21 protein-coding genes are annotated in these 20,831 nt (G+C 62.3%); 8 read left to right on the top strand and 13 right to left on the bottom strand.

Annotated features, from left to right (window positions below; translation table 11 throughout):
• Positions 1-444: 444 nt before the first annotated feature.
• From tmk to mazG, 6 genes are all read left to right on the top strand, one after another.
• Entirely contained in the window at positions 445-1,131 is a 687-nt protein-coding gene (gene tmk / locus O9Z70_RS07550) for a dTMP kinase (RefSeq protein ID WP_286021851.1), read from the top strand.
• Positions 1,128-2,153, top strand: a complete 1,026-nt coding sequence (locus O9Z70_RS07545; RefSeq protein ID WP_286021850.1) for a DNA polymerase III delta subunit-related protein — start codon at positions 1,128-1,130, stop codon at positions 2,151-2,153. The genes tmk and O9Z70_RS07545 overlap by 4 nt, the downstream gene beginning before the upstream one ends.
• Entirely contained in the window at positions 2,150-3,697 is a 1,548-nt protein-coding gene (metG, locus tag O9Z70_RS07540) for a methionine--tRNA ligase (protein WP_286021849.1), read from the top strand. Before O9Z70_RS07545 ends, metG begins: the two co-directional genes overlap by 4 nt.
• A gap of 1 nt (position 3,698) precedes the next feature.
• The gene (locus O9Z70_RS07535; RefSeq protein ID WP_286021848.1) at positions 3,699-4,478 is read left to right on the top strand and encodes a TatD family hydrolase; all 780 of its coding nucleotides are present in this window, start codon (positions 3,699-3,701) and stop codon (positions 4,476-4,478) included.
• 2 nt (positions 4,479-4,480) lie between these two features.
• Entirely contained in the window at positions 4,481-5,317 is an 837-nt protein-coding gene (locus tag O9Z70_RS07530; protein ID WP_286021847.1) for an MBL fold metallo-hydrolase, read from the top strand.
• Between the two features lie 197 nt (positions 5,318-5,514).
• Entirely contained in the window at positions 5,515-6,324 is an 810-nt protein-coding gene (gene mazG, locus O9Z70_RS07525) for a nucleoside triphosphate pyrophosphohydrolase (protein WP_286021846.1), read from the top strand.
• On the opposite strand, the gene hflX is transcribed toward mazG, so the two are convergent.
• The 10 genes from hflX to flgB form a co-directional block, all read right to left on the bottom strand.
• Positions 6,321-7,688, bottom strand: a complete 1,368-nt coding sequence (gene hflX, locus O9Z70_RS07520) for a GTPase HflX (RefSeq protein ID WP_286021845.1) — start codon at positions 7,686-7,688, stop codon at positions 6,321-6,323. The genes mazG and hflX overlap by 4 nt on opposite strands.
• Before the next feature lie 9 nt (positions 7,689-7,697).
• On the bottom strand, positions 7,698-7,949 hold the full coding sequence (gene hfq / locus O9Z70_RS07515; RefSeq protein ID WP_286021844.1) for an RNA chaperone Hfq: 252 nt from the start codon (positions 7,947-7,949) through the stop codon (positions 7,698-7,700).
• Positions 7,950-8,133: 184 nt separating this feature from the next.
• The gene (gene ntrX, locus O9Z70_RS07510) at positions 8,134-9,516 is read right to left on the bottom strand and encodes a nitrogen assimilation response regulator NtrX (RefSeq protein ID WP_286021843.1); all 1,383 of its coding nucleotides are present in this window, start codon (positions 9,514-9,516) and stop codon (positions 8,134-8,136) included.
• A complete protein-coding gene (locus O9Z70_RS07505; RefSeq protein WP_286021842.1) occupies positions 9,517-11,850 on the bottom strand; it encodes a sensor histidine kinase NtrY-like in 2,334 nt (777 codons plus the stop codon).
• Between the two features lie 186 nt (positions 11,851-12,036).
• Positions 12,037-13,125, bottom strand: a complete 1,089-nt coding sequence (gene flhB, locus O9Z70_RS07500) for a flagellar biosynthesis protein FlhB (RefSeq protein ID WP_286021841.1) — start codon at positions 13,123-13,125, stop codon at positions 12,037-12,039.
• Positions 13,126-13,128: 3 nt separating this feature from the next.
• Positions 13,129-13,896: a flagellar biosynthetic protein FliR gene (fliR, locus tag O9Z70_RS07495; RefSeq protein WP_286021840.1), complete on the bottom strand. Its 768-nt coding sequence runs from the start codon at positions 13,894-13,896 to the stop codon at positions 13,129-13,131.
• Between the two features lies 1 nt (position 13,897).
• The gene (gene fliQ, locus O9Z70_RS07490) at positions 13,898-14,164 is read right to left on the bottom strand and encodes a flagellar biosynthesis protein FliQ (RefSeq protein WP_286021839.1); all 267 of its coding nucleotides are present in this window, start codon (positions 14,162-14,164) and stop codon (positions 13,898-13,900) included.
• 67 nt (positions 14,165-14,231) lie between these two features.
• Positions 14,232-14,564, bottom strand: a complete 333-nt coding sequence (gene fliE, locus O9Z70_RS07485) for a flagellar hook-basal body complex protein FliE (protein ID WP_286021838.1) — start codon at positions 14,562-14,564, stop codon at positions 14,232-14,234.
• A 22-nt stretch (positions 14,565-14,586) separates the two neighbouring features.
• The gene (flgC, locus tag O9Z70_RS07480) at positions 14,587-14,997 is read right to left on the bottom strand and encodes a flagellar basal body rod protein FlgC (protein ID WP_286021837.1); all 411 of its coding nucleotides are present in this window, start codon (positions 14,995-14,997) and stop codon (positions 14,587-14,589) included.
• A gap of 11 nt (positions 14,998-15,008) precedes the next feature.
• Positions 15,009-15,413, bottom strand: coding sequence for a flagellar basal body rod protein FlgB (gene flgB, locus O9Z70_RS07475; RefSeq protein ID WP_286021836.1), 405 nt, complete (start codon positions 15,411-15,413; stop codon positions 15,009-15,011).
• Between the two features lie 223 nt (positions 15,414-15,636).
• Here flgB and O9Z70_RS07470 point away from each other — a divergent pair, with 223 nt between their 5' ends.
• Positions 15,637-16,305 carry a flagellar biosynthetic protein FliO gene (locus O9Z70_RS07470; RefSeq protein ID WP_286021835.1) on the top strand — a complete coding sequence of 223 codons (669 nt, stop codon included), beginning with the start codon at positions 15,637-15,639 and terminating at the stop codon, positions 16,303-16,305.
• Entirely contained in the window at positions 16,268-17,056 is a 789-nt protein-coding gene (gene fliP / locus O9Z70_RS07465; RefSeq protein ID WP_502870172.1) for a flagellar type III secretion system pore protein FliP, read from the top strand. Before O9Z70_RS07470 ends, fliP begins: the two co-directional genes overlap by 38 nt.
• A 130-nt stretch (positions 17,057-17,186) precedes the next feature.
• Here the strand turns inward: fliP and ntrC are convergent, their stop codons facing one another.
• Genes ntrC through dusB form a run of 3 tightly spaced genes read right to left on the bottom strand, consistent with a single transcriptional unit; the run spans position 17,187 to position 20,745 of the window.
• Entirely contained in the window at positions 17,187-18,626 is a 1,440-nt protein-coding gene (gene ntrC, locus O9Z70_RS07460; protein WP_286021834.1) for a nitrogen regulation protein NR(I), read from the bottom strand.
• Entirely contained in the window at positions 18,623-19,747 is a 1,125-nt protein-coding gene (locus O9Z70_RS07455) for a two-component system sensor histidine kinase NtrB (RefSeq protein ID WP_286021833.1), read from the bottom strand. Before O9Z70_RS07455 ends, ntrC begins: the two co-directional genes overlap by 4 nt.
• Positions 19,744-20,745: a tRNA dihydrouridine synthase DusB gene (dusB, locus tag O9Z70_RS07450; protein WP_286021832.1), complete on the bottom strand. Its 1,002-nt coding sequence runs from the start codon at positions 20,743-20,745 to the stop codon at positions 19,744-19,746. The genes O9Z70_RS07455 and dusB overlap by 4 nt, the downstream gene beginning before the upstream one ends.
• Positions 20,746-20,831: the final 86 nt, after the last annotated feature.

The following is a 20,831-nucleotide window of genomic DNA, read 5'->3' as shown; positions in this document are numbered from 1 at the left end:
GTGGAGCGAATTTAGGCGAAAAGGCCATGAGAGCTACGCTCGAATGGCGGGCAGGGCCGTGCCGCAGGCAAATTCGCTCCAGTGGAGCGAATTTAGGCGAAAAGACCATGAGAGCTGCGCTCGAATGGCGGGCAGGCTAAGGTTTCCTCCGTCCCACCATAAACCTCGTCCATCAGGTCAGGGCCACCGTCGGCAGCAGGCCAACGACCACCGCAATTGTCGGCCCCATCGCTCCCTCCCCCTTGAGGAGAGGGAAGGGGGTGCTGCGGCCCTTACAATTTCGACAATCTCGCCCTAGCTCCGACCCCCACCCTCAAGGAGAGGCGAAGGAACCGCTATTCCGAGCACTTCCAACCCCGATCTCCCAACATCGAAAGCCCTCCCGTCTTTTCCCTTCCGATCAGGTGACCTAAAAGGAGGGCGGATCAAGGAATCAGTCTGACCATGCTCGAAGCGCCCAATCGACGCCCAGCCCGCTTCATCACCTTTGAGGGTGGCGAAGGCGTGGGCAAGTCGACGCAGGTGCGCCGCCTGCTCAACAATCTGGGCCGCCATGGCGTGGATGTGATCCGCACCCGCGAGCCGGGCGGTACGCCCAAGGCCGAGGCCATCCGCTCCTTCATTCTGCAGGGACGCTCGGAAGCCTGGGGCGCCGGCGCGGAGGCGGTGCTGTTCGCGGCCGCGCGGCTCGATCACGTCAATCAGCTCATCGCTCCCAATCTCGCCAAGGGCACCTGGGTGATTTCCGACCGCTTTTGCGATTCCACCCGCGCCTATCAGGGCCTGACCGGCGGGGTGGACGATGGATTGATCAATGCCCTGGAAGACCTGGCGCTCGATGGCCATGTGCCGGATTTGACGATCGTGCTCGACATGGACCCGGAAACCGCCTTCCGGCGCGTCGAGCAGCGCACCATCGAGGATGGATTGCAACTTACCGGCGACCGCTTCGAGAAGGAGGAATTGGAATGGCACCAGGTCCTGCGCAAGAACTTTCTCGACATTGCCCGGCACAATCCGGACCGCTGCATCGTCATTTCGGCTGAGCAGGGGGAAGAGGCGCTGGAAAACGCCATCTGGGCAATCGTCAGCGAGCGCTTCCCCGAGCTGCAAGGCAGGCCGGTGGCGTGACCGATCCATCCGCAATCGACGGCCTGCCGCTGCCGGAGCACAGGCAGTCGGCCATCGGCCACGACTTGGCCCGTACCGCCATTCTGGGGCAATTGGCCGAAAACCGCCTGCCCGGCGCCATCATGCTGCATGGACCGCAGGGGATCGGCAAGGCGACGCTGGCTTTCGAATTGGCGGCGGCCATTCTCACGGCAACGGGCGACGAGGACCCGCTGCGCGTCCGCGAGCAGATAGCCGCCATGTCACATCCGAACCTGTCGGTGCTGCGCCGCCGGCCCAAGGACAGCAAGAGCTTTTATTCGGTCATTCGCGTCGAGGATGTGCGCGAATTACGCGAAGGACTGCACCATACGCGGGGCAGGGCGGGGCACCGTATCGCCATTCTCGACAGCATCGACGACTGCAATCCCTCTGCCGCCAATGCGCTGCTCAAGACGCTGGAAGAGCCGCCGGCCGATACGACATTCTTCCTGATTTCGCACCGGCCGGGACAATTGCTGCCCACGATACGCTCGCGCTGCCACAATCTGGCGCTGCGGGCGCTGCCGGATGAATTGCTGGTCCAGGTCGTCTCGACCAGCTTGCCGGACCTTGACGCGGCGTCGCTGGACCGCGCCGTGCAATTGGCCGGCGGCCGTCCCCGGCGGGCGTTCGAGACCCTGTCGCTGGCCGAGGATTCGCCGGTCGGGGCGCTGATCCTGTGGTTGCGACAGCCGGAAGCGGCGCCCATTGCCGCCGCACTGAAGCTGGCCGATGCGCTGGGCAGCGATCCGCAGGGGCCGGACATGTCGTTTGCGCGCGAGATAATCAATGACTGGCTGGCCAATGAAATGCGCGATGCCGCGATGCGCTCGGGGCGAAGCAGGCGGCTTGCCTCGGCAACCGAGCTATGGGAGAAGGCAAACGCACTTCTGGCCGAAGCCGACAGCGTCAATCTCGACATGAAACAGACGCTGGCGGTGATCTTCGATTCCATCCGGAAGCATAGTGCCCTATCCGCCAGCCCCGCAGAGCCAGCATGACCAAGCCTTTCTACGTCACGACCGCGATTTCCTATCCCAATGGCGCCCCCCATATCGGCCATGCCTATGAGATGATCGCCACCGACGCCATTGCCCGCTGGAAACGGCTGGAGGGCAGGGAGGTCTATTTCCTCACCGGCACCGATGAGCACGGCATCAAGATGGTGCAGACCGCCGACAAGGAAGGCATTCCGGTGCGCGAGCTGGCGGATCGCAATGCCGGCGAATTCCGCCGGCTGGCCGAGACATTGAACCTGTCCAACGACGATTTCATCCGCACCACCGAGCCGCGGCACCACGACGCTTCGCAGGCCATCTGGAAGAAGATGGCGGCGAGCCAGAACGGCGACATTTTCCAGTCGGTCTATAAAGGCTGGTATTCGGTGCGCGACGAAGCCTATTTCGACGAGGACGAATTGACCGAACAGGACGGCAAGCGCTTTGCCCCGTCCGGCGCGGAAGTGGAATGGGTGGAGGAGCCGACCTATTTCTTCCGCCTCTCGGCCTATCAGCAGAAGCTGCTCGATCTGTACGAGGCCAATCCCGATTTCATCGCGCCCAAGGAACGGCGCAACGAGATCATCTCCTTCGTCAAGAGCGGGCTGCAGGACCTGTCCATCTCCCGCACTACTTTCGACTGGGGCATTCCGGTTCCGGATGCGCCGGGCCATGTGATGTATGTGTGGGTCGACGCGCTCACCAATTACATTACCGGCGTCGGCTATCCCGACGAGAACAGCGAATTGTTCAAGAAGTTCTGGCCGGCCGACCTGCATGTCATCGGCAAGGACATCATCCGCTTCCACACCGTCTATTGGCCCGCCTTCCTGATGAGCGCCGGCCTGGAGGTGCAGCATCGCGTCTTCGCCCATGGCTTCCTGACCGTCGACGGCCAGAAGATGAGCAAGTCGCTGGGCAATGTCATCGACCCGTTTCATCTGGTCGACACTTTCGGCGCCGATGCGGTCCGCTATTTCTTCCTGCGCGAAGTCTCCTTCGGCCATGACGGCGATTACAGCAATGAAAAGCTGATCAATCGCGTCAATGCCGATCTCGCCAACAATCTCGGCAATCTGGCGCAGCGCTCGCTGTCGATGATCAACAAGAATTGCGACGCCAGGGTGCCGGAGCTGGGTCCGCTGACCGAGGCCGACCAGGCGATCATTGCCGAAGTCGCCGGCGCCCTGGACGCAGCCCAGAAGGCCATGGACCAGCAATTGGTCCACGAGGCCACCGGCGCCATCATCGCGGCCCTGAGTTCGGCCAATAATTATTTCGCCGCCCAGGAACCCTGGTCGCTGAAAAAGACCGATCCGGCGCGCATGGCCACCGTGCTCTACATCACTGCCGACACCGTCCGCCGGCTCGCCATCCCCATGCTGGCCTTCGTTCCGGCTTCGGCGTCGCGTCTGCTTGACCAACTGGCCGTGCCGGAGGATCAACGCATGCTTGCTGCGGCGCTTGACGCTAACAGTCTGCTAACCGGAACTGAGCTGCCGCTACCGCAGGGCGTCTTCGCCCGCCTGGAAAAACCGGCCGAATAACATGCTGATCGACAGCCATTGCCATCTCGACTTCGAGGCTCTTTCCGCCGATCTGGACGGGGTCCTGGCGCGCGCCGAAGCGGCGGGCGTCACCGGCATGGTGACGATTTCCACAAGGGTGGATAACTTTTCCACCTATGCCGCCCTGGCGGAGCGTTTTGCGAATGTCTGGTGCTCGGTCGGCACGCATCCGCACAATGCCGACCAGGAATTGCATATACAAACCGAGGACTTGGTCCGTCTAAGTGCCCATGAACGCTGCGTTGCCATCGGCGAGGCAGGCCTCGATTATTTCTATGACAATGCCCCCCGCGACGCTCAGGCCACCGGCCTTCGCCGCCATATCGCGGCTGCGCGGATCACCAATCTTCCACTGATTATCCACAGCCGGCAAGCCGATGAAGACATGGCCGCCATCCTCGAAGAAGAAGCCGGGCAGGGGGCCTTCCCCTTCGTCCTGCATTGCTTCACCGCCGGCATGGAATTGGCGCAGCGAGCCCTTGCCCTGGGCGGCTATATTTCGTTTTCCGGCATCGTCACCTTCAAAAATGCGCAGGAAATACAAGAGGTTGCGCGTATCGTTCCTGCCGATCGCTACCTCGTCGAAACCGATGCGCCATATCTCGCCCCGATACCGCATCGCGGCCAGTCCAACGAACCCAGTTTCGTGCGTCACACCGCGGAAAAAGTCGCGGAAATCCGGGGACTTAGCCTCGAACAGGTGGGCCGCGAAACGACCGCGAATTTCGGTCGGCTGTTCGCCAAAACCGGCGTGAGCTGAGCATGGCCGCGCCGGAGCGTATCATCGCCACCATTCTGGGCTGCGGCTCATCTGGCGGAGTGCCGCGGATCGGCAATGATTGGGGAATTTGCGATCCTCATGAACCGCGCAATCGCCGCCGCCGCTGCTCGTTGCTGATCGAGGCGTGGCGCCAGGGAAACGACCAGCCCACCAGGGTTTTGATCGATACCGGCGCCGATCTGCGCGAGCAATTGCTCGATGCACATGTCGATCGCGTCGATGCCGTTTTCTACACTCATGAGCATGCCGACCATACCCATGGCATCGACGATCTGCGGGTGCTGGCCTTGCATAATCGCCGGCGCGTCGACGTTTATTTCACCCGCGAATGCGGCGAGCGGCTGCGCGAAGCCTTCGGCTATTGTTTTTCAACGCCGCTGGGCGGCAATTATCCGCCGATCCTGAATGGCCATGAGATCGCACCCGGCGACACGATCGCCGTCGACGGTCCAGGTGGAACACTGGAAATACAGGCCTTCCGGCAATTGCATGGCGACATCGACTCGCTGGGTTTCCGGGTGCGCAATCTGGCCTATAGCTGCGATCTGTCCGGCATTCCCGACAGCGCGCACACGGCGATCAGCGGGCTCGATATCTGGATCATCGACGCGCTGCGGCCGACACCACATCCCAGCCATCTCAGCCTGCCGGAAACCTTGGAACTGATCGAGCGCTTCCAGCCGCGCCAGGCGGTGCTGACGGATATGCATATCGATCTCGACTACGCCACGCTCGAGGAGGAGACGCCAGACAATGTCACGCCAGCCTTCGATGGCATGCAGATCGACATACTGACCGGACGCATTCTCAACCGATAGATCCCAACTTATCCACGGTCCGCACTGGATGATATAAGCTGAAGGCCCTGCAATTTCTGGATTTCAAACAGATAAAAGTTCCATAATATATATTATGCGAAAACAGGATATGCGTATTGGCGCCCTGCAAAGCCGCCTTCGGCATCTCCCCCGAGCTTTGCTAAGCTGCGATTCAATCGATTCTCAGGATTTCCGCCATGCAGCCATCTCGCGACATTTCTCGCCTCATCGACATCATGGCGGCGCTTCGAAACCCGGATGGCGGTTGCGCCTGGGACCTGGAGCAGGACTTTCGCTCGATCCGGCATTATACGATCGAGGAAGCCTATGAGGTCGCCGACGCGATCGAGCGCGAGGATTTTGCCGATCTTCGCGAGGAATTGGGCGACCTGCTGCTGCAACCGATCTACCACGCGCAAATGGCCAAGGAGGCCGGCCATTTCGACATTGGCGACGTGGTCTATGCCATCACCGAAAAACTGGTTCGCCGCCATCCGCACGTATTCGGCGATGTGGTAGCCGACGGTGCGGACGATGCGCAAAATCGCTGGGAGGCGATCAAGGCCAAGGAACGCGCTGCCAAGGCCGAGCGCAAGGGCGAAGCCGAGCCCTCCCTGCTCGATGATGTGCCACAAGTGCTCCCTGCCCTGGCTCGAGCCGAGAAGCTCACCAAGCGCGCGGCCAAGGTCGGGTTCGACTGGCCGGATATGGCGGCAGTGCGCGCCAAGGTAGCGGAGGAATTGGCGGAAGTGGCGCAGGCCGAAGCGTCGGGTGACCATGCGGCTTTACGCGAGGAAATCGGCGATCTGCTGTTTGCCGTCGCCAATCTGGCGCGCAAGGCCAATATCGATCCCGAGGCGGCATTGCGCGATGCCAACAGCAAGTTCACCCGTCGCTTCCACTATGTCGAAAAGCGCTGCCGCGAGGACGGGATCGCGCCGGACGCGGCTGGGCTGGACCGCCTCGACAGCTATTGGAACGAGGTCCGGGCTGCCGATAAAGGCTAAAGCTCGGGCGCGGAAATCCGTCCGTTGAAGCGTTCGAGGAATTCCGAGCGATGGCGCGGATCGACACGGACCACGAAATCGGAGCCCTGCTCCGTGGGCTCCTCGCGTGAAATCACTTCGACATGGCTGTGGAGCCAGCCGATATCGCTGCCGGCGGCATGCGGGACATGGACCTGATAGGTGCGCCCCTGCTCGCCCAGCGTCTTTTCGATCTCGAGCAGCAGCGCATCGAGCCCCTGCCCCGTATGCGCCGAAACCGGCATGGCGGCGATCACCTTGCCGGCGGGCGCCGCTGTGGCCAATGCCAGGTTGCCGGCTTCGAGCAGATCGATTTTATTCCAGAGCTCGATAATCGGCGTGGTTTCCGAGGAAACCCCCAGTTCCTCAAGCACGGCCAGCACGTCTTGCGCCTGCGCCGCATGGTCGGGATTGGCGATGTCGCGGACATGCAGGATGATATCCGCGTCCGTCACCTCTTCGAGCGTCGCCCGGAAAGCGGCGACCAGATCATGCGGCAGATCGGCGACGAAACCCACCGTATCGCTCAGCATCACCTCACGGCCATGCGGCAATTCGATCTTGCGCACCGTGGTGTCGAGCGTGGCGAAGAGCAGGTTTTCGGCGAACACCCCTGCCCCGGTCAACCTGTTGAAAATACTCGATTTTCCAGCATTGGTGTAACCGACGAGGGCTATAACCGGAAGCTGGGCGCGCGTGCGCTGCCGGCGCTGCTGCGTCCGGGTCCTTTTTACCTTTTCGAGCCGATCTTCGAGCAGTGCGATACGGTCGCCGATCTGGCGGCGGTCGCTTTCGATCTGGGTTTCTCCCGGACCGCCCATGAATCCCATGCCGCCACTGCCACGCTGGCGCTCAAGGTGGGTCCAGGAGCGCACCAGGCGGCTTTTCTGGTAATTGAGATGCGCGAGCTCGACCTGCAATACGCCTTCGCGTGTCGCCGCCCGCTCGCCAAAAATTTCGAGGATCAGCGCGGTACGGTCGAGCACCTTGGCGCCGGTTTCACGCTCGAGGTTGCGCTGCTGGATCGGCGAAAGCGCCGCGTCGACAAGCAGTAATTCTATGTCGTCGGCCTTGACGCGTTCCGCCAGTGTCTGCACATGCCCGGCGCCCAGATATGTGGCCGGCCGGACTTCCCGCACCCGCATCACTTCGGAAAAAACGATGTCGAGTCGGATGGCACCGGCCAGCCCTTCGAACTCGGCCTGCCGCGCATTTATGTCGTGATAAGCGGCTTTCCCGCGTATATCGGGGCAGACAAGGCCCGCCCGCGTCGGCATTTCCTGCCGATCGATATAGGGCTGAGGGCCGCCGGCAATGGCGTTCCCGTCCTCGTCAAATTCGCCCATGTAAATCCGTCAGTCGTTGTCGGTGCTTTGCTCGGGGTCGAATAACTGGATCGGCGCGCCCGGCATGATCGTGGAAATGGCGTGCTTATAGACCAGTTGCGACTGTGCGTCTCGGCGCAGCAGCAGACAGAAATTATCGAACCAGGTGATTACGCCCTGCAGCTTGACCCCGTTGACCAGAAAGATGGTGACCGGGACCTTCTGCTTTCTGACGTGATTGAGGAAGGAATCCTGCAGGTTTTGCTGCTTTTCGCTAGCCATTGGTGGCCTCTTTTGCCGCGGCATTGATTGTCGCTGTTGTCGTCGCAATCGCTTGCGCCCGGACTCGAAGAACTGCCGCCCAGTTCTTAACGTCCAGATTTATCATATGTCGGCCATTATGGCACAGAAGCTTGTACCTGCCTACCCGCCGCAAATGCATGGCATCCAGTCATTTTCTGCCTTGCTATAGCCCCAGCGACTTGATCTTGCGGTGCAGCGCGCTGCGTTCCATGCCGACGAATTCGGCGGTCTTGGAGATATTGCCGCCAAATCGTTCGATCTGCGCCAGCAGGTATTGCCGTTCGAAGACTTCGCGCGCATCGCGGAGCGGCAGGCTCATGAGATGCGCCGAGGCATCGGCGTCGCCCACTGTCGGCAGCACCTCGCCGATATCGGACGGCAGCATGGTGGCGGTGATGATTCCATCGTCGGGCTGCTGGTCCTTCATCAGGATGAGCAGGCGCTCGATGGAATTGCGCAATTGCCGCGCATTGCCCGGCCATTCCTGGGCCTGCAAGACCGCCATGGCGTCGCCGCCGATGGTCAGGCGCTGAAGATTATGCATGCGACAGACCTGGTCGATGAAGACCGAAACCAGTGGCGGCACGTCTTCGCGGCGGTCGCGCAGCGGCGTCAATGGCAAGGGCACGATGGAGAGACGATGGAACAGATCGGAGCGGAATTCGCCGGTTTCGATCTGGGCGGCGACATTCTGCGAACTCGACGAAATAATGCGGACGTCGATCGGCACCGCCTGCGAGCCACCGACGCGATTGAAGCGGTTTTCCACCAAGGTGCGCAACAGCGTGGTCTGCACTTGCTGCGGCAGCGTGGTCACCTCCGACAGGTAGAGCGTGCCGCCATGGGCGCGCTCCAGCGCCCCCACCTCCACTTTGAGAAGGCCATTCTTTTCCCGCGCCTCGCGGCCGAACAGGACGACGGGCACCTCGTCAGGGGCGTAAAGCGAGGCATTGATCTCGACAAAGGGGGCGTTGATGCGCGGGCTGCGCTGATGGATCAGGCGGGCCACCAGGCCTTTGCCGGCGCCGGAGGGGCCGGAGATGAAGATGCGCGAATTGGTGGGCGCCGATTTCTCGATTATGCCCTTCACCTGCTGGAGGGCCGGAGACGAGCCTACCATGTCCACGCTTTTGCTCGCCGAGCGCTCCTTGAGTTCGGCAACCTCGCTGCGCAGGCGCGTGGCTTCCATGGCCCGCTGGGTGATGTGCAGCAGCCGGTCGATCTTGAAAGGCTTCTCGATATAGTCGTAGGCGCCGCGGCGGATCGCAGATACGGCGGTTTCGACATTGCCGTGACCGGAGATCATCACGACGGGCATGTCCGGATGCTGGGTCTGGAACACATCGAGCAATTGCAGCCCGTCGAGGCGCGACCCTTGCATCCAGATGTCCAGAAACACCAGGCTGGGCCGGCGGCGCGCAATTTCGTTGAGGCCGCTATCGGCGTCATGCGCCTGCCGCGCCTCGAAGCCTTCGTCTTCCAGGATGCCGGCGATCAGATCGCGGATGTCATCCTCGTCGTCTATAATCAAAATATCCAAAGCCATTTACTTCTGAACAACCGCGGAAAGCGGCGGCTCCTCCTGTTGGGATGAAGTGATGTCCGCCGCTGCGGCTTCGTCTTCGCTGGTGGCCTTCGCAGGTGAATGCAAAGGAAGGGTAAAGGTTACGCAGGCCCCGGTCCGGCCCTGCGGATCGGGTTCGGCGTCGATCAACTCGACAATGCCGCCATGCTGCTCGATGATCCTGGCGACGATGGCCAGGCCGAGCCCGGTGCCCTTTTCCCGGGTGGTCATATAGGGCTCGAGCAGGCGCTGGCGATTGTCGCCGGGCCAGCCCTTGCCGTTATCGGACACCGCAACGCGGGCATGATTATCCTCGATATGCGCTTCGACGATAATGGTGGGCTGCCACTCTTCGGACAGCGGAATGCCTTCGAAGGCCTCGACCGCGTTCTTGATGAGATTGGTGAGGACCTGCGACACCAGCCGGTTGTCGAACCAGGCATGGATGGCGTCATCGGGCAGCAAGGTGACGATATTGACCTCGGGCAGGCGCACGCTTTCCAGAAACACGGCCTGACGGACGGTATCGCTGAGATCGGCCATTTCGGGCGCGGATTCCGGCATGCGGGCAAAGGCGGAGAATTCATCGACCATGCGGCCGATATCGCCCACCTGACGGACGATCGTATTGATGCACTTGTCGAAGACCTCCCTGTCGTCCTCGAGCTTATTGCCATAGCGGCGACGCAGCCGCTCGGCGGAGAGCTGGATGGGGGTCAGGGGATTTTTGATTTCATGGGCGATACGGCGCGCCACATCGGCCCAGGCGCTGGTGCGCTGGGCCGATTCGAGATCGGTGATGTCATCGAAGGTCAGCACATAACCCTTGGATTCGGTGATCGAGCCTTCCCGCGTCAGCTGCACCTGATAGATGCGGCGATCGGTTTCGTTGCCGAGTTGGATCTGGTCGCGCACCTGTCCGCGCCGGGCCGAACGGGCCTTTTCCATGGTCGGCGCGATTTCGGGCAGAATGGCCTCCATGCGCTCGCCCATCAGTTCGATTTCGGTCTTGCCGAGCATTTCGCAGGCGCGGGCATTGACCAGGGTGACGGCGCCAAAAGGGTCGAGACCAATAATGCCGGCCGACACGCCTTCCACCACCGCCTCGGTGAATTGCCGGCGTTTTTCATTCACCTCATTGGCCTTGAGCAGTTCCTCGCGCTGCGTCTTGAGCTGCTGGATCATGCGATTGAAGCCGTTGGAGAGATCGCGCAGATCGCCCCTGCCCTCCTGCACCGGCACCTGCACGTCGAGATCGCCGGAGCTGACCCTTCGCGAGGCAATCATCAGATTACGGATCGGATCCACGAAGCGGTTGGCCAGCGCGATCCCGATCCAGAGCGCCGCCAGAAGCAGCACCACGGCCAGGCCGACATACATGATGGTGAACGTGATCTGGAACACGAGCCGATTGGACGCATATTCCCGATATTCCGTTATATTCTCGTCGGTTAGGCGCATATATTGAAGCACTTCCGCATCAACCGGACGCGCCACGAACAGATAGGTTTCGTCATAGCCGCGCAGCTTGATGACCGAGCCGACCAGATTGGTCGTACCCGGCGCAATGGCCGTGGGAATGCCTTCCACCACGCCTTGGGTGATGCCGTCCGGCAGCCGCGGATAGGCGCCGGCAACGTTGATCTGCGCCCGGATGAAAGTGCCGCCATTGCGGTCGATCAGGGAGGTGAACGGCAATGAGCGCGTCACGGCCAGCGCGGTCAGAATCCGCTCGAAGCGTTCCGGATCATTTTCGAAGGTGCTATGCGCCTGTTCCAGTTCGGTGGCGACCCAGATGATATCGTCGCGCAGCACCTGAGCGTGTTCGAGCATATAGGAACGCGCGACCAACCGTGAGCTTTCCACCATGGCGCGGGTGCGTTCGGAGAACCATTGATCGAGACCCTGGTTGAGGGCGATGGTGGCAACCACGGCGACCAGCGCCGCCGGAACCGCGGCGACGAAGGCGAACATGGTCACCATGCGCACCTGCAATCCCGATCCGGGCGCGCGGCGCATACGCGCCTGCAGCAATAGCACGGCCTCGGTCACGACCAGCGCGATCACCAATAGCACCAATATGCCGGTAACGATCCAGATGATCGTCCATACGCCGGGCGACGGCTCTATTCCCGTGGTGTCGGACAGGATCAGGAACGACATCGTCGACATCAGCACCGAGGCGAACACCACCCCGAAGCCGAGTACGCGCAGCGCACGGTCCTGTTGCATGCCCATGAACGGCCGGCGCCACGGCCGCGCCTCAGCCGGGCGAGCAATCGCCTGTTTATCCGTGGCTGAGACCAGATCGGCCATGAACCCCTAACAACCTCCGCTCAGCCATGTGCCGACCCAGCACCTAAATCCCGCCATCGGCAGCCCCGAACGGGGCGCATTTTCGATGGAGGGCGAAGCCTGACTCAATTCGCCAGACCCTTCAAGACAATTGTTGCCAAAATGTGACACCAGCTCGCGTCCCACTCCGATGCGGGACTTTGCCCACTAATTGTCGGCTCGCCAGCCGCTCTTGCCCTGCTGCAATCGCATAACGAAGCCGATCACTTCGGCGACCGCTTTGAAGTGTTCGGCCGGGATAACGTCATCCACCTCGACGGAGGCAAAGAGGGCGCGGGCCAAAGGCGGGTTCTCGACGATGGGCACGTCATGCTCATTGGCCAGTTCACGGATGCGCAGGGCGATCGCATCGGCGCCTTTGGCGACGCATTTCGGTGCGGCCATGGCCTTGTCGTATTTGAGCGCCACGGCAAAGTGGGTCGGGTTGGTAATGACCACCGTGGCGTCGGGGACGGCCGCCATCATGCGCTTGCGGGCGCGCTCCTGGCGCAATTGGCGGATGCGGCCCTTGACGTGCGGATCGCCTTCCATCTGCTTGTATTCGTCGCGGGTTTCCTGGACCGTCATCATCTGCCGCTTCCACCATTTCTGACGAACGTAGAAATAGTCGGCGGCGGCAATGGCGGTGACGATGGCCAGCGTCGCCGCGAAGACCTTGATGCCGATCTCCTGAAAATTGAACAGGATCAGCAGCGGATCGGCGGTCATCATCGTGTCGAGCCGGTCCCGTTCGGGCCAGCAGACGACGATCACCACCGTGCCCACCACGGCGATCTTGAACAGGCCCTTGCCGAAATTGACCAGCGCCTCGGTGGAGAACAGGCGCTTGGCGCCGGAGAGCGGCGAGATTTTGGATAATTTGGGGGTGATCGGCTCCGCCGACCAGACCGGCCGGTGCTGGATCAGATTGGCCAGGATGCCGCAGACATAGAGCACTGAAAGCGGCGCGAAGACGACCAGCAGCATGACGAGCGCCAGGCCGTTGAAGAATTGCGAGAAGCCGGCGCCGGTCACGTCGAACTGATCGGCATTCATGATGATGAGGCCGAGCGAACCGGTGAGATTGGATCCGACCCAGGGCGCCATCATCGTGAAGATTATGGCCGATCCCAGCAGCATGAACCAGGTGGTCACTTCCTGACTCTTGGCGACATCGCCTTTCTTGTGGGCGTCTTCGAGCTTCTTTTGGGAAGGGTCTTCTGTTTTGGAGTCCTTTTCGGGGGCTTCAGTCGACATGGTCTAGCCCCTCCACATCGCCAGGTGGTTCTCGAATGCGGTGAGATACCAGCCCATCATCATCGACAGAAGAACGGCGAAAAGCAGCAGACCGACAATAATATTGGCCGGCATGAGGATGAAATAGACCTGCAATTGCGGCATCAGCCGCGCCAGGATGCCGGCGCCGAGGTTGAAAACCAGGCCAAAGACGATGAACGGCGCCGCCATTTGCACGCCGACAGAAAAAGCGCCGGCCACGGTACGGATGGCCAATTGCATCGCATCCTCGACCATCAGCGGATCGGCCGGCGAGAACACCATGTAGCTGTCATAGATCGCCGCCAGCGCCACATGATGCAGATCGGTGGCGAAGATCAGCGTGATGCCGAGAAAGGACAGGAAGCTGGCAAAGACCGCGCCCTGCATGCCGCTCATGGTCGGGTCGGCGGTCAGGGCGCCGGACAGCCCGGTCTGGAACGCGACGATAGCTCCCGCCACCTGCGTCGCCATGACGGTGATGCGGACGATGGCGCCGATCATCAATCCGACCGCCAGTTCGTGGCCCAGGATCGCTACCATGCCGCCAAGATCGGCGGGCATGGCGGGGATGACCCCGCTCAGAAGCGGAAAGACCACGAGCGTGAAGGCCAGGGCGAAGCTCAGGCGCAGCCGCATGGGGATCATCTGTTCGCCCAGAGCCGGCATCAGCATCATCACGGCGCCGATGCGCGCAAAGAGAATGATGTAGGTAAAGGCAGTGGCCGGGAGCCAGTCGAGGCTGACCGTCACCTCAGAAGCCCACGATGATCATGTCGATCACCCGGTCCATATAGGCGGCCATGGTCGCGCCGAGAAACGGCAGGGCGATCAGCATGGTGACGAAGATGGCGATGATCTTGGGCACGAAGACCAGGGTCATTTCCTGAATCTGCGTCAGCGCCTGAAACAGGGCGATGACCACGCCGACCGTCAGACCCACGAGCATCATCGGCAGGGAGACGATGAGCAGGGTCCATATGCCCTGCGTGGCGATGTCGAGCACTTCGGCGCCGGTCATGGCGAGGGTTCCAATGGAATCACAGCGTCCAGCCTAGCACGATCTGCCCCGCGCCTCGGAGACAGTGCTAGATCGGCATTCGCAGGATTTCTTCATAGGCCGAAATGACGCGGTCACGAATGGTGACCATGCTTTCGATGGCCATTTCGGTTTCGGACAGGGCCGTGACCATGTCGACGACATTGGCCTTGCCGCTGATCATGTCCATGGCCATCTGGTCGGAGGTCTTGCCCTGATCAATGATCCCCTGCACGTTCTGGGCCAGAAGGTCGGCGAAATTATTGCCGCCGGCAGCGGCATTGGCCGTGAGGTCGGTGGCCGGCTTGGCGGCCTGGTTGATCAGGCGGCTGGCATTGCCATAGGCGGCAGCGGCGGCGTTGAATGGTGTGTTGATGGCCATGGCTGGCGCCCTTTAAGAAAAATCAGCCGCGCAGGATGTCGAGCGTGCGCCCGAGCATCTGGCGGGTTACGGTGACGACGTTGAGATTGGCCTCGTAGCTGCGCTGGGCCTCGCGCATGTCCACGGTTTCGATCAGCGTGTTGACGTTGGGATATTGCACATAGCCGCTGGCGTCGGCGGCCGGATGGCCGGGCTCGAACCGCGAGGTGAAATCGCTCATGTCATAGGCCAGCCGCCCGACCTCGACGACGCGGCCGCCCACTTCGTGGTCGAGCACGGCCTGGAAGGTCGGGATGCGCCGGCGATAGGGTTCGTCGCCCGGAGCCTTGCCGGCGGAATCGGCATTGGCGATGTTTTCCGCGATGACGCGCATGCGGGCCGTCTGGGCCTGCAATCCGGTAGCGGCGATGCGGAGGGACGAATTAAAGTCCATAGATCAAAGCCTTATGCGTTCTTGCCCAGCGCGACGCGCAGGATGCGGATGGATTTCTGGTAGAGGGAGGTCGCGGCCTGATAGTCCATCATATTGGTCGTGACCTTCATCATTTCTTCTTCCAGGGTGACGCCGTTGCCCTTGGGGGTGATCTCGAAATTGGCCATGCGCTGAGCGTCGAAGCCCGCTACCCCAGACGATGCCGAAAAGTGCATCGGCTGGGTGATGGCGGTGGAAATCGTGGCCGAACTCATTGCCGTGAGCCGGTTATCGGTGTCGAATTGCTTGAGGTCGCGGCCCCGGTATCCGGGAGTTTCGGCATTGGCGACGTTCTCCGCCAGCAGGCCCTGGCGGGTCTGGTGCCAGCGCATTTTGTCGGTCAGCGCCGAGAAAACCGGCATATCCATAAGGCCCATGGGCCGGCCTCCAAACGAGTCCTGATGGGCAAATTCTGCCCAGCCATGGTTAAGTATTGGTTAACAGACTGCTAACGCTGACCGTGACAGGCCTCGCAATTTGCCTAACCTGTCGGCTAACTAGGCAGGAAGTGCCGGCCAGATTCGATTGCGGTGGTGGCCATGGCCGTTATCGGCCTATATGACAGCGCGCTCGCGAGCGGACGCAATGGGAGTTTTATTCGTGCAATTCATAACCGGCCTGTTCGGCGGCAGCGGCAATACCATCCTGACCATGCTCTTTGCGCTCGGCGCGGTAATCGTGCTGATCGTGCTGGCGGTGTGGCTGATGAAGGTCGTGTTCAAGGTGTCCAGCAATGGCGTGCGCGGCCGCAGCCGGCGCCTGGGCGTGGTGGAGACGCTGGCGCTGGACCAGAAGCGGCAATTGATGATCGTGCGGCGCGACAATGTCGAGCATGTCATCCTGACCGGCGGGCCGCAGGACCTGGTGGTGGAAACCGGCATCGCGGTGGAGGAAGCGCCGGTGGCGCAGCCAGCACGGCGGCCATTGCCGCAACCCCCGATGCGGCGCCCGACGCCCGGCCCGGCTCCCGCGCCCGTTCCGGTGGTGGAAACGGTCCGGCCTGCCGCAGCGGTGCCCAAGGGCGAGCCGGACACCTTGCTGGAGCATTTGCAGAAAGCGGGCCATGCCGGCGACCGCAAGACGCGGGTATCGTTGCGGCGGACGGGCCTGATGCGCCAGACGGAGGGGCAGGAAGGCGCCGAAACCGGGCAAAACCCGGACATTTCGGCCGTAAGCGGGCCCGACTCAGCTAATGAAACCCGTAGTGGCGAGATCACCGAAGGCGCGGCGCTTGAACACGACGGCAGAGACGAAGCCAAACAGGGCTGATCCGGCACGCCGGGGCTGGTTGCGCTGGCTGCCATTGCTCGTGGGTGGAGGGCTGCTGCTGGCCCTCACCGCGCCGGTCCAGGCGCAGGACCTTTCCATCGATTTCGGCGACGACACGACGCTGACCGAGCGGGCGATCCAGCTGATCGGGCTGATCACGCTGCTGTCGCTGGCGCCGTCAATCCTGGTGATGGTGACCAGCTTCACCCGCATCGTCGTGGTGCTGTCGCTGCTGCGCACCGCGATCGGTCTGCAAACGGCCCCGCCCAATTCGGTGATGATCTCGCTGGCGCTGTTCCTGACGCTGTTCATCATGCAGCCGGTCTTGCAGCAAAGCTACGATCAGGGCATTGCGCCGCTGATGGCCGGTGAGATCGAATTTGCCGAAGCCTTCGAGGCCGGCGTGGTTCCGGTCCACGAATTCATGCGCAGCAATGTGCGCGACAAGGATTTGGCGCTGTTCTACGACCTGACCGAGGCGCAGCCGCCGGATCAACCGGAAGCCATTCCGCTGCAATTGCTGATCCCCGCCTTCATGATCTCCGAGTTGCGCCGGGCCTTCGAAATCGGCTTCCTGCTGTTCCTGCCCTTCGTCATCATCGACATGGTGGTGGCCTCGGTGCTTATGAGCATGGGCATGATGATGCTGCCGCCGGTGGTCATCTCGCTGCCGTTTAAGCTGATCTTCTTCGTGCTGGTCGATGGCTGGTATCTGGTGGCCGGCTCGCTGGTGCGCAGTTTTACCGGATAGGGTGATGGCGCGTCCTGCTCGGACAGTCACCCCCGCGAAAGCGGGGGCCTCGGTTTGGTACCGGAGATTCCCGCTTTCGCGGGAATGACGTCGGGTGAGGCGTGACAGCCTTGCTTTGCCTTGCTCGGTCTCAATTGCGGCGGCTGTGCTTGACGATCTCGATATTGTGCATGCGTATCTTCTTGCGCAGCGTGTTGCGATTGAGGCCGAGCAGATCGGCGGCCTTGATCTGGTTGCCGCCGCAGGCATTGAGCGCCATGGCGATCAGCGGGCCCTCCACCTTGTCGATGACCCGCTGATAGAGGCCGGGCGGCGGCAGGTCGGGTTCATATTCCCGCAGCATCTGGCTTATATGGGTCTCGACGGCCATGGCGATGTCCATGGGAAGGCCGGTCGCCGCCGGACGGTCGCCGACATGGAGTTCGTTCTGCACGATCTCAAGGGAAATCTGCTCGTCGGCATGGAGCGCCGACAGGCGGCGGACGAGATTTTCCAGTTCACGAATATTGCCGGGCCAGGCATAGGCCTGCATCAGCCGCAGGGCATCGGGCGCGATGGTCTTGGGCGCTTCTCCGTCCCGCTGCGCCAGGCGCAGGAAATGTTGCGCCAGATCGGGAACGTCATCCAATCGCTCGCGCAGCGGCGGCAACCGGATCGGCACGACATTGAGACGATAATAGAGATCTTCGCGGAACAATCCCTGCCGGATCATCTGGCTGAGATCGCGGTGGGTCGCGGCGACGATGCGCACATTGGTCTTGATGGGGCTGCGGCCGCCCACCATGGTATATTCGCCCTCCTGCAAGACGCGCAGCAGGCGGGTCTGGGCGTCCATCGGCATGTCGCCGATTTCATCGAGAAACAGGGTGCCGCCCTCGGCCTGTTCGAAGCGGCCGGAAGACCTGGTATTGGCGCCGGTGAAAGCGCCCTTCTCGTGTCCGAACAATTCCGCTTCGATCAGGTCACGGGGAATGGCGGCCATGTTGATGGCGACGAAAGGGCCGTTGCGGCGCTTGCCGAAGTCGTGCAGGGCCCGCGCCACCAATTCCTTGCCGGTGCCGCTCTCGCCGGCGATCATCACCGTGAGATCGGTCTGCATCAGGCGCGCCAGGGCCCGATAGATGTCCTGCATGGCGGCGGAGCGCCCCACCAGCGGCATGGACTCGCCCGCTTCCTCGGTCTTGTCCGCATCGCTGCCGGGCTTGCTGGCATCCGCGAGGCCCCGGGAGACCACCGACAGCACTTCGGTGATATCGAACGGCTTGGGCAGATATTCATAAGCGCCGACTTCCGAGGCGCGGATAGCGGTCATGAAGGTGTTCTGCGCGCTCATCACGATCATCGGCAGGTCGGGCCGCAGCTTCTTGATCTTGGGCATCACCTCAAAGGCATTGCCATCGGGTAGGGCCACATCGGTGATCAATATGTCCCCCTCCCCGCGGCTGATCCAGTTCCACATGGTGGAGATATTGCCGGTCGGGCGCACCTCGTAGCCGGCGCGGGTCAGCGCCTGGTTGAGCACCATGCGGATGGCGGCATCGTCATCGGCAAGCAGGACAACATGGCTCATCGAGGCGAACTCCCGGCTGGTTTCTGAAAGGCGCCGCTGGCGACCGGCAGCAGGATGCGAAATCTCGTCCGGCCCGGCCGGCTTTCACAATCGATCACGCCGCCATGGTCGCCGACGAGCTTGGCCACCAGAGCCAGGCCAAGTCCCGAACCATTGGTCTTGGTGGTGACAAAGGGATCGAACAGGAAGGGCAGCATATCCGCGGGCACGCCGGCGCCATTATCCTCGATGGCGATCTCGAGCGGCAGGGAGACGCGTTCGGCCGCGCCGGCGACGCTGACACGAATGCCGGGACGAAAGGCCGTTGAAATTCGGATTTCCGGTTTCTGAACCTTTTCAAGGGCTTCAGCGGCGTTCTTGAACAGGTTCAGGAATATCTGAATGAGCTGATCGCGATTGCCGAATACCGGTGGCAATGAGGGGTCGTAGTCCTCGGAAAAACTGATGCCGCGGGCCACGCCGCTGCGCGCCAGCAATTTCACCCGGTCCAGAATGACATGGATATTGATGGGTTCCCGATCCAGCGGCCGCTCGTCGCCGAACACTTCCACCCGGTCGATGAGGCCGACAATGCGGTCCGTCTCGTCGCGAATGAGGCGAGCCAGCGGCACTTCCTCGGGCGAAACCGATTGCTCCAGCAATTGCGCGGCGCCCCTTATGCCGGACAAGGGGTTCTTGATTTCATGCGCCAGCATCGCGGCAAGGCCGGTGACCGAGCGCGCCGCCCCGCGAGACAGAATCTGCCGATCGATCTGTTCGGCGATGGTCCGCTCCTGAATGAGCACGGCGACCCGGCCGTCATTGTCGGAAATCGGGCTGGCGAACACATCCGCGACCCGCTCTTCGCCAAAGCGCGAGGAGCCGATGCGCACGCGATATTCGGTCATCGGCGCCCGGCGCTGGCTGACGGTCTCGGCCAGCGAGACGATCGGCGAGCCGAAGGCCAGAAGATCGTCCAGGGCCTGACGGGTCAGCAGGTTCAGCGACGCCGCGAAAAAGGTTTCGGCGGCATAATTGGCGAAGAGGATGCGCCGGTTCTCGTCGAGCAGCAGGACCGGTTGCGGCAGGGCCTGCAATATCGCCTGGCCGGGCACCGCCTCGGCATCCGTGGGCGCGCTCATGCGGCCGCGCTCCAGTCGCCGGCGAACAGGCTGCCGATCAAGGCGATGACGGATTTGGGATCGTCATTGTCCAGCAATGCCTGGCGCGTTGGCTTGTCGAGCAGCAGGCCGGCGGCTTCGGCATACCAGCCGAGATGCTTGCGCGCCGCGCGCAGGCCGATTTCGGTGCCGTAATCGCTCAGCATGTCCTGGTAATGCTGCCGGATGAGCGCGATGAGGTCTTCGCCCCGCGGCGGCGGCGGTGGTTGCTGCCCCGCCAGCGCCGCGCCGATCTGGCCGACGCGCCAGGGTTGCCCCTGCGCGCCACGCCCCAGCATCACGGCGGCGGCGCCGGATTGGTCCAGTGCCGCCCGGGCGCTTTCGGCATCGACGATGTCGCCATTGACCACGACCGGCACCGGAACGGCCTCCACCACTGCCCGCACCAATTCCCAGCGGGCGGTGCCCTTGTAGAATTGCTGCCGAGTGCGGCCATGAACGGTGATCATCTGTGCGCCGGCCGCGACAGCCAGAAGGGCGATCTGCGGCGCATTGAGGCTGTCGTCGTCCCAGCCCAGCCGCATCTTGACGGTGACGGGCCGGCTGGTCGCCCTGGCGACCGCCTCGACGATGCCAAGCGCCTGATCCGGCACGCGCATCAGCGCCGAGCCGGCATAGCCATTGGTCACCCGCTTGGCCGGACAGCCGAAATTGATGTCGATGATGTCGGCTCCCGCCGCTTCGGCAATGCGGGCGCCCTCGGCCATCCAGCGCGGCTCGCAGCCGGCCAGCTGCACCATATGCGGCAGATTCCCCGCGCGGCCCAGCTTGCGGACCATGCCGTCATGCCCGCTGGTCAGGGCGGCGCTCGCCACCATCTCGGACACGACAAGGCCGGCGCCATAACGCTCGGCAATTTCGCGGAACGGACGATCGGTGATGCCCGCCATCGGCGCCAGAAAGGCGCGATTGCGGATTGCGTGGCCGCCGATGCTCAAATCGCAGGCAGTGCCAGACACGATTGCCCCATAAATGCACAGATAACAACAATGCCTGCACAATAGTCAATTTGAAGCGCGGCGCAACGATTTCCCGGTGGGGCCGG

It is taken from the genome of Devosia sp. YIM 151766, assembly GCF_030285925.1.
Taxonomy (GTDB): domain Bacteria; phylum Pseudomonadota; class Alphaproteobacteria; order Rhizobiales; family Devosiaceae; genus Devosia.
This window is presented reverse-complemented; position numbering and strand designations above follow the sequence as displayed.